At 37.7% G+C, this 10,307-nt stretch carries 9 protein-coding genes; 1 reads left to right on the top strand and 8 read right to left on the bottom strand.

Annotation, left to right across the window (positions count from 1 at the left end; genetic code table 11):
• Window positions 1-3 precede the first annotated feature (3 nt).
• The 8 genes from MMP72_RS10030 to MMP72_RS10065 form a co-directional block, all read right to left on the bottom strand.
• Window positions 4-684, bottom strand: a complete 681-nt coding sequence (locus MMP72_RS10030) for a YoaK family protein (protein WP_241316888.1) — start codon at window positions 682-684, stop codon at window positions 4-6.
• 6 nt (window positions 685-690) lie between these two features.
• Window positions 691-1,893, bottom strand: a complete 1,203-nt coding sequence (sstT, locus tag MMP72_RS10035; RefSeq protein ID WP_241316890.1) for a serine/threonine transporter SstT — start codon at window positions 1,891-1,893, stop codon at window positions 691-693.
• Window positions 1,894-2,078: 185 nt separating this feature from the next.
• The gene (gene sulP / locus MMP72_RS10040) at window positions 2,079-3,791 is read right to left on the bottom strand and encodes a sulfate permease (protein WP_241316892.1); all 1,713 of its coding nucleotides are present in this window, start codon (window positions 3,789-3,791) and stop codon (window positions 2,079-2,081) included.
• A gap of 72 nt (window positions 3,792-3,863) precedes the next feature.
• On the bottom strand, window positions 3,864-4,184 hold the full coding sequence (locus MMP72_RS10045) for a metalloregulator ArsR/SmtB family transcription factor (RefSeq protein ID WP_241316894.1): 321 nt from the start codon (window positions 4,182-4,184) through the stop codon (window positions 3,864-3,866).
• 608 nt (window positions 4,185-4,792) lie between these two features.
• Window positions 4,793-5,359, bottom strand: a complete 567-nt coding sequence (locus tag MMP72_RS10050; RefSeq protein ID WP_241316896.1) for a TetR/AcrR family transcriptional regulator — start codon at window positions 5,357-5,359, stop codon at window positions 4,793-4,795.
• 401 nt (window positions 5,360-5,760) lie between these two features.
• Window positions 5,761-6,270: a hypothetical protein gene (locus MMP72_RS10055; protein ID WP_241316898.1), complete on the bottom strand. Its 510-nt coding sequence runs from the start codon at window positions 6,268-6,270 to the stop codon at window positions 5,761-5,763.
• Window positions 6,271-6,305: 35 nt separating this feature from the next.
• Window positions 6,306-7,361, bottom strand: coding sequence for a linear amide C-N hydrolase (locus MMP72_RS10060; protein WP_241316900.1), 1,056 nt, complete (start codon window positions 7,359-7,361; stop codon window positions 6,306-6,308).
• Between the two features lie 229 nt (window positions 7,362-7,590).
• Window positions 7,591-8,751: a cupin domain-containing protein gene (locus MMP72_RS10065; RefSeq protein ID WP_241316902.1), complete on the bottom strand. Its 1,161-nt coding sequence runs from the start codon at window positions 8,749-8,751 to the stop codon at window positions 7,591-7,593.
• Window positions 8,752-8,968: 217 nt separating this feature from the next.
• Between MMP72_RS10065 and dnaX the strand changes: the two genes are divergently transcribed.
• Window positions 8,969-10,307: DNA polymerase III subunit gamma/tau (gene dnaX / locus MMP72_RS10070; RefSeq protein ID WP_241316904.1), on the top strand; the 1,339-nt coding region annotated here is incomplete at its 3' end.

Consider the following 10,307-nt stretch of genomic DNA (forward strand, 5'->3'; position numbering starts at 1 on the left):
AATTCAATCCAAATTTAAGTTTGATGAAGAACGAAAATAATAAATCCAATATGCCATACTCATCATTAGGCTTAAAGCGGCAGGGATGAGAAAGGTTTGTAATTTTAAATAAGGATATAGCATGCTCGCAACAAGTCCACCCACTAAGAACCCACTAAGAATAAGTAAATGCAGGAAGATGCGACGTTTTTCGACTGTTAATCCACGTGCCTTATAACCCAGCGCTAAGCCAATATCCGTAAGCACACCAGATAAATGAGTCGTGCGAATGATAGCACCTTTATAGTGGCTGACCATTGCATTTTGCATACCCATCGCAACACAGGCCCATAGTAAGCCATAACGAGGAAAAGAAGGGATGAGCAACCATGTTAAAAACAGGAAAAATGCGACTAAGCTCAGTGGAAATCCGTAATGTCGTGCTAATGCTAGGTTACCATTTCCAAGAATAAGACCACTATAAAACGACCCTATGACAAAACAAATAACCACTAAGCTCAAATAGATTAGATGATCTGGTTGCCAATCCAGTATATTCATGGCCAGTAAGCTGACATTCCCCGTCATGTGAGAAACAGATTGGTGCAGTAGGGTGAATAAACCCAAGACGTTTACCATCCCTGCATTCAATGCCAGTAAAAAAGCACCCAGTTGAATCCAGTTCGGTAAACGTTGAAGTGGCATATAAACCTATGAGTCTTGACGGGTTTTAAAATCTACAGCAGCAGTGAATAGAACATCTGTTGATGAGTTGAGCGCTGTCTCAGTTGAATCTTGTAATACACTAATGATCATACCAATTGCAACAACTTGCATCGCAACTTCTGATGATATACCAAACAAACTACATGCAACTGGGATCAATAGTAACGAACCGCCTGCCACGCCTGAGGCGCCACAAGCTGAGATCGTCGCGACAACTGATAAAATTAACATCATACTCAAATCTACATGCATACCAAGCGTATTTACAGTTGCAAGTGTTAATACCGTAATCGTTACAGCCGCACCCGCCATGTTTATCGTTGCTCCAAGTGGAATTGAAACACTTGCCATAGCTTCGTTAACACCTAAGCGGTGAGCGAGATCTAAATTGACAGGGATATTGGCAGCAGAACTACGAGTAAAAAATGCAGTGATACCACTTTCTCTTAAACACTTAAATACCAGTGGATATGGATTTGTACGCATTGTAATTGCAACAAGAGTCGGGTTAATAATAAGCGCCACAAAGGCCATTGTGCCGATTAATACCATTAACAAATGTGCATAGCTTGATAATGTTGCAAAACCAGCTTCCGCAAAAGTCACTGCAACTAAACCAAAAATACCGACTGGTGCAAATGCAATTACAGTATGAATAATTTTATTCACTGCATCGGCGGTATCAGTCAATACTTGCTTTGTTGTGTCTGAACTATGGCGTAAACCTAAACCTAAACCAATTGCCCAAGCTAAAATACCAATAAAGTTAGCTTCACTGATTGCTTGAACAGGATTTGAGATAAAGCTGAGTAGTACATTCTTTAGGATTTCAACAAGACTGCCAGGCGCTTGTAAATCTGTTTGAGTTGATAAATTCAAAAAAAGTTGGCTAGGGAATACGATACTCGCTATTACCGCACTAAATGCAGCGAGTAACATGCCCACCACATAGAGAACCATCACTGGTTTTAGATTGGCGTTTTGCCCAATCTTGAAATTTGCAATTGAAGAAAGTACAAGTACAAAAACTAAAATTGGTGCAACAGATTTCAAGGCTTTAATAAATAACTCACCTAATAAACTTAGATAAGGTGTGAAATTAGGGAATAGCAATGCCACCGCAATCCCTAAAAAAATGGCGATAATAATTTTGCTAATTAAACTTAAGCGGGACAATACATTAAACATATGAAAGCCTTATAAACCTATGCACGATTTAAGGTTAAACAAGCGCCGTATTCTATACCTAAGCGCTATGAATATTAAAATCTTTTTTGCGGACTAATCACTTTAAAAATATTGTAAAAATTAACATAATGTTTTTTAAAAGTATTTTATCGTAATATCAGATATCCTTTTGGGTGAAAAACGAGCTAAAAGGACTTGATTTTAGCTTGATGTTGTAGTGAAAGCGTTTGTATTGCTTGGTAGTGTGATAGGAATACTTGACCACTTAACTCACTTAGAAGTTCCGATTTAGATAGTTTATCCATGACAGGACTTTTCACTTCTGACAAATGTAATTGGATCTGTAATTGTGATAATTCTCGATTTAGATCCTTCAACATTTCAAGCGCACTGAGATCAATATTACTAATACTTGAGCAATTGATGACGACATGTTGTAACTGTGAGTTGTGGCTAAGTTCAGTAATCACATGGCCTTTCAATACATGTGCATTTAAAAAACTAAGATTTTCATCGACTCGAAATGCCACAACATTTGGCATGGTAATGACATCGTAGCGTGACACATTTCTAAAGTGTTGAGTGCCTTCAATTAAGCCGATCACTGCAATATGTGGACGACTAATGCGCCATAGTAATAGGACAAAAGTTAAAACAATACCAATCATAAGCCCTGTCGAAATATCAATGCAGGTCACCCCCAAGAAAGTCACCCACATCGCCAGACCATCAGCTTTTGAATATCGCCACGTATCAATAAAAGGTGTCAGTGTGACCAGTTTCCATATTGAAACAAAAATGGTGGCAGCTAAAACAGCTAAAGGTAGATTTGCAAACAGCCCAGTAAAATATAAACTTACGAGGATCATGAGTAACGAAGAAAGCACACCAGAGATTGGGGTTTTTGCACCTGCATCCGCATTGACCACTGTTCGAGATAAACTGCCAGAAACTGCAAATCCTGAATTTATACCCGCTGCAATATTTGCCAGACCTAATGCGATCAACTCTTGATTGCTGTTTAAGTCATCACGTTTTTGTAATGCTGTTGCTTGAGCAATAGCTAAGGATTCAATAAAGCTAATCATTGCGATCATAAATGCGCTAGGGAGTAGCTGTTGAACTAAGCTCAAGTCCCATGTTGGAAAATGCAGACTGGGTAAAGCTGAGGGGATGGCACCGACGGTTTTAATACCATGATGATCTATACCTAAAGCAGAAATAAATACAATTGATAAAAGTAGGAGGAGTAGTGGAATAATTTTATTTATAAAATGGGATTGAATAAATTTGGGTAGCAAAACGAGTACGCCAATCGCGGTGATTCCGAAACCAAGGTTACTCAGACTTATCTTATGGAAGTGTTGGGATAGGCTGACAAAGAACTCAGGGATATTATTGGCTTGTAATGGGATATCGAGTAAAAACTTGAATTGTCCGAGTGCGATCAATAAAGCAGATGCAATGATGAAGCTCTGAATAACAGGGTGGCTAATCAGTTGAATTAAAAAACCGAAACGAAATACACCTAAAACCAGTGAGATCACACCCACTAAGACAGCCAAGAGACAAGCCGCTTCTATATAGGCTGCTGAGCCAACTGGAAAGAGTGGATTTAACGCTGCAAACACCATCATGGAAATAATGGCAACTGGACCAATCGACAGCGTGGAGCTGCTACCCGTAAACGCATAGATGATCATCGGTAATATACTGGCGTATATTCCCATGATTGGAGGTAAACCAGCCAGCATGGCATAGGCCATACCTTGAGGAACAAGCATAGCCAAAACAATTAAAGCGGCAGTTAAATCAGACCTAAAACTGGGAAGCTGATAGTTATGTAACCATTTTCTTGCAGGGAACAGTGTAGAGAGGCCTTGATTTAACTTTTTCATGTTTAACATTTTAAAGCATAAATTTATATATATTATGCAGAAGAAGTGCTAAAGAAACGAGTGCTTGTTGTTTTATGAGGGTTCTGTTTTTGGACAGTAATGCTCATACAATGTATTCAAGATGATGGCTAACTTTGGATCAAGAATTGAATAAAAAATTTGTTTTCCATCACGACGCGTAGAAACAACGTTACTTTTACGTAGCATCATTAATTGCTGTGAAAGCGTAGGTTGAACAATGTTTGTGAGTTCTGCAATTTGTGTGACATTCAATTCTTTTTGGGTTAAATGACACAAAATAATTAACCGATCGGTATTTGCTAGAGATTTAAGTACATTAACAACATTACTCGCAGACGCTCTCATCGCCTCAATTTCAAGATTTTTTTGCATACTCTACCTGCTACCAGAAAACCGAACCAAGTATAAGATGGGTGATAGAAAGAATTGTTGTAAAACTGAGTAATCACAATGGTTTTTAATGACAATGCATATAAGGGAAAGTGATATGCTTAAGCAATAATGATAATGTTTTAACTGTTTTTTGTATAAATGCAAACTGCTTAACACTTGTTAAGTATGGGAGAAATAAAATGGAAGTTTCAGACCTAAATAAGTCATTATTTTTTAAATTTACTTCACAATAAAATTAAGTGGTTAATATAGCTAATGAATATTAAAAAAATTAAAAAATTGGTTGTACTTTGAATAAAAGTGTATAGAATTGGGCTTAGGACAGAATAATCTGTCTGCATAAGAAGGAACGGAAGTGTGAAAACACAACCGCCAGAGGGTAATAATACTTATTTAGACGCAAGCGTGAGCTAGAAAAAAAATTATAAATCACGCTTTATTTTTTATTTAACTCATTCATTACTTTATATACACCTATCCCTTTATGCCTAAGGGATTAAACCATTCGATCTCTTTCATCATTATTTATACCCTCTTTGTATTTCTCCCATTGGGAGAAACAAGAGGAGTTTATGAAAGAAGTCTATTTATGCAAGTGTTTGTTCAAAACTAATGAGGTGTTCAACACGCTTCCAATACTCGTTCATTTCAACAGAGTCTTTATCCACATGTGCTTGGATCGTCATACCGTCTAAGATACTGACAATTAACGTTGCAAGGTGGATTGGCGTAGGAATACCTAAATTTGCAAGTAAATCTTGAACTAAGGCAGTTAACCAAATTTTATATTGGGTTGCAGGTTCTAAAGTTGAAGGGTAAATCTTGATAACTTCTTCAAGTGCCTTTTGAAACATACATCCATTAAAATCTTCAGCGTTAAACCACACAGCATACCATTCAAAAATTCTTTTGAGCTGACCCAGATGGTCTGTAGGATCGCACTCATTTAAAGCGATGTTGAGCGAAGCTTGTAGATTCTGGTTGCGTTGAATGAGACATTCTTGAATCAGTTTTTCCTTGGATGGAAAATATTTATAGAAAGTCATTTTCGCAACGTTTGACTCACTGATAATTCGATCAACCCCAACCGAGTTATAGCTATGCGAGTTGAAAAGTCGTAATGCTGTGCTAATAATATCTTCTTTTTTTGACATATAACGCCTCGAGTTTGCTCTTGGTCAAGAGCATTTTTTGCATTTCATTATGCAATTTTGGCAAATATTTTACATGGTATTTGAGAAATATCATAGGGGTAAATGGCAATATTTATTTAATTGATTTTTAAATAAGTCGCTCATATGGTCAGTTAAAACGAGCAGTATAAATTTATATTACTGATATAACTTGGTTATAAAATATGTGTGGTTATTAATAGATATAAAATGGTTTTGGAATAGACATCATTTGAATCATCCTGTTGTTTTGGCATTATAGGATTTGATGCGTTTATATGGTTTTAAAAATGATAATCATTTTCATATTTGCCTTAGGGGATTTAATGGATGAAATGGCCAGTTATCAATAGATAATAACTGGCCAAAATCTAGTGAAGCATTTATTGGGGTTGCTGTTTGGGTAGACTTGCAATTAATTGAGTAAAGTTTTGGAACAGTGTGGATGATTGGGTTGGTGTATACACTGATCGTTGAATCACGCCTTTATCCGTTTCAATTGATAACGCAACATTTTTTGCATTTCTCAATTCATACAGAAATAAACTTGGCAAAACAAAGGTATTGGATGAGCGCTTAGGAATAAGTTTGTTTATATATTTCTGCTGAGTTTTCTCAGTCGGAAGGTAGTTAAATGACTTTCCATCAACCAAGAACGTGATACCTGTTATATCGTAATATTGGTAAGTACTGGTCAAGGCAACATCAACTTTTAGTTGATCTTTTTGCTGTTTATCCCATTCAACCACTACATTTGGACAAATTTCATTGGTCTTACAATGTAATGAACCTGCCGTAGCAAGATGATCAATCGTTGTCGTTGGTGGCGTTTGCAAACTTGTACAACCACTTGCTATTACAGCAATACTAAGTAAACACAGTACTTTTTTCATATTTAACTTCTCTAGTTTATTCTACGTCTAGACGTTTATTGATGTGATGCTGGACCAAGAAATTCAAATGGTTTCGCTATTTTGAACTGATTGGTTGCATCACCAGCAAAGGTATTTTGTTGGTCTTTTCCAAGATCAAGCTTGCGTGTCATACCATCTTTAAAATTGATTTTCTTTAAATCAATCCAAAAAACATTCGGGGATACTGCTGATTCAAAGAAATAAAGTTGTTGTTTGTGATCAGCGACTGTTCTCCAGCGTGTTGATGAGATATTGGGCTCTTCAGCTGTATTTAAACCAAATGGTACGGATGCATTGCGAATAACGCTAAATACTGAAGCAACGGCTTCTTTCAAGTTATCATTTTTGGGAATGGCATTGATGTAAAAAGATGCCCGTGCAAATCGGTCAGCAGCTCTATTGGTTCCGGGTAACATGACTGTGCCACCAACTTGTTGCCAATAGGTATTGAGTGCAAGCTGTTGATCAAAGGTTGGGGAATTGGTCATCACTTGGTATTTCTTATCGTGGTGAATGACTTGCTTACCGTTTATATATTCAATAATGGCACTATCGCCAGTTTTATCTGAAATTGATAAATGTAAAGTGGCTAATCGTTGTTCACCTGGAACACTGTCGGTAATAAGGTCAAATGGTTCTTTTGCTAAAGCATTTACGGCCTCAGAAACAGTTGCAAAATTGTCGAGTACATATTGCGCCCAAGCAGAAATACTGAGCTGGGGTTTATTGGATTTCCTTGTATCTGGATATTGAGATTCAACCAGCCATAATACATTTGCAACCAGCCCAGCCTCATTCATTCCATCCGTCGTAGAGATATCATAACCAGTCGCAATCACACTTCCATATTTTGCTTTCCATTTGAGTGATTTTGGGCCTGCGTTACTGTCTCGATCTGCACCACTTGGCATGATCCATAGATTGGTACCAACATCAACTTTCCAGTCCATAGAGCGGGCGGTAATGATATGGTTGTCATTGCCTAAATAGACTGCTCTGGTACAGGCTTGAACCGTTTGTAAAAATATAGAAGAAGCGATAAATGAACAAAATAATGTTTTTTTAAACACGTTTGTGCTCCATTCTGAGTCAAAAAGTTATTTAGAAGGAATATATGTTTTTAAATTATTAATAAATAGTTTATAAATTTTTTATTGGTATTCAATCATTAAAATGTAATTAGCATAAAAATAATCAGTTTGATATTTCCAAGTATAATTAAACAACTGTAGTGAAAAGATTAATTCAATATATTTCACATATAGCGCTTAATTAACTTGGAGGTATCAGTAAAAAGGATTAGTTCGGTGGTAATAACATCACAATCGCATTATTTAGAAGTAGAGCAATATCGTCTAAAGTTTCAGGTGAATTGAATTGCTCATTGAACATTAAGCTTTCTCCGTCGGCTATTTGTTTTAGATGGTGTTCAAACGTTTTGGAAATGCATACATTCTCACCATTTGCCCAAAAGTCGAGGGATTCACCTTGTTGTCTATAAAGTAGTCTCGATGCTGGCTCAAGGATCAACTGGAATCCTGTGCCAATGATTTCAGTCAAATCATCCGCTTCAATTTCCTCTGGTTCTGGAATATTGTTCGGATAGTTAGATTCACTCATATAAGACATGATCGCAGCATCGAACTCAGGTGCTTGAGTGAGATAGTCGAGTAGTTGAGTTTTTAAGTATGAAAATTCAATATCGTTAATTTCGCCCACTGCTGCACTCTGTTGGCGCTTAATATCAAGTAAAGGTTTTTTGAGTATCTCATTTTCAGCAAATTTATCACTGACTTGATCAATCATCTCTGAGAGATTTGGCATGCGAAAACCGAAAGAGAAGGTTAAACAATCATCTTCAGCGACACCGTAATGTGCAAGACCTGGGGGTACATACAATAAATCACCTGGGGCAAGCACTTCATCAAAGTGAATATCGATTTCTGCTAATAGTTTTAACGGCTGATCTGCAACAAATGCTGTCGACTCATCACACATTTGACCGAGTTGCCAGCGACGATGACCATGACCTTGTACCAAGAAAACATCATAAAAATCGAAATGTTTGCCGACAGAACCACCTTGAGGTGCATAGGACACCATGATGTCATCACGACGCCATTGAGGAATAAAAGGAAATTTTTTCCAAAGTTCGGCAATATCAAATGAGTAATGATCAACTGCTTGAACTAATAGTGTCCATAGATTCGGTAATTTTTGGAAATCACCTTTAGTGAGCGGAGAGGACTTTACATGCCATTCATTTGGATTTTTATTTTTTTGACGAATCAAGCGAGCAGTGACATCTTCTTCTAAAGCAAGTTCTTTGACATCATCTGGTTCTAATAGACCTATAATTTCGGGCATTGCATTGCGTACCAGCAAAGGTTTTTTTTGCCAATATTCAGTTAGAAACCGTTCTGCGGTGATACCGCCTAATACCGTTAAAGATTGAGACATGAAGAAATAAGCCAAAGCGATGTAAAATTGGTGCGTATTGTTACTTGAGTTGAGAGCAGGCGCAAGTCTTGCGTAAATGTGTTGTTCCCGCCATGAGCACAATGCATGATTTCGACTCTAAAACATATAGAATGTATTTAATCTTGATCAATTGGATGCGTATTCGTTCACAGCCTTTCAAAAAAACAGTATTCTAAAGCGGCAATAAGGAGCATACATGTATCAAGTACTGGCAAGAAAATACCGTCCACGTAATTTCAATGAGTTAGTGGGGCAAAACCATGTTTCTCGTGCTTTAACGAGCGCATTAGAACGTGGGCGTTTGCATCATGCCTACTTATTTACGGGGACGCGTGGGGTCGGGAAGACGACAATTGCCCGTATTTTAGCCAAGTGTTTGAATTGTGAGACGGGTGTAACCTCAACGCCATGTGAGGTTTGCGCAACCTGTAAAGCTGTCAATGAAGGTCGTTTTATTGATTTAATTGAAATTGATGCGGCATCTCGGACCAAAGTTGAAGACACTCGTGAACTTCTTGACAATGTTCCTTATGCACCGACTCAAGGACGGTTTAAGGTTTATCTGATCGATGAAGTACATATGCTTTCAACGCATTCATTTAATGCGCTGTTAAAAACATTAGAAGAACCACCTGAGCATGTAAAGTTTTTATTTGCGACAACGGATCCTCAGAAGTTACCAATTACCGTGATTTCCCGTTGTTTGCAGTTCACCTTGCGTCCTTTGGCTGTTGATGAAATTACTTCACATCTTACTGATATCTTGAATAAAGAGCATATTGACGCCGATCAAGATGCCATTTGGCAAATTGCTGAATCTGCCCAAGGTTCGGTGCGTGATGCGCTTTCCTTAACGGATCAAGCGATTGCGTATGGTCAGGGGGCGGTTCATCATCAAGATGTCAAAGATATGCTTGGTTTGATTGACCGTACTATTATTTATGATTTGATTTTAGCGATTTATCAAAACCAACAAGCCCGAGTCAGTCAATTGCTTTTGCAATTTAGGCAGCAAGCTTTGGATGTGTCTTTGGTGTTAGATCAATTGGTCTCGACATTACATGAATTGGCTTTGTTGCAATATTTACCAGATCTTGCTTTAAAATATAGCGAAGAAATTAATCAGAAAATTCTGCAACTGTCAAAGCTGCTTTCAGCTCAAGATTTACAACTTTATTATCAAATCGCATGTAAAGGGCGTGCTGATCTACAACTTGCTGTAACCCAAGAGCAAGGCTTTGAAATGTGCGTATTACGTTTGCTCGCATTTAGGCCCTTATCCGTGGGGCAGATTACTGTCGGTGAGACAAGTTCTCACAATATTGATCAAGCTCAAAAAGATGTGGTTTCGATTGAAACAATCGCATCTGATGTTCAGCAATTGGAACAACGTACTGAAGTTGAAGAGCAACTTGTAGTTCAGCAAGAAGTGTTTAGCGTTGAACCTGAACCTGAACCTGAACCTGAACCTGAACCTGAACCTGAACCTGAACCTGAACCTGAACCTGAACCTGAACCTGAACCTGAACCTGAAC

The organism is Acinetobacter sp. NIPH 2699 (genome assembly GCF_022549355.1).
In the GTDB taxonomy this organism is placed as follows: Bacteria; Pseudomonadota; Gammaproteobacteria; order Pseudomonadales; family Moraxellaceae; genus Acinetobacter.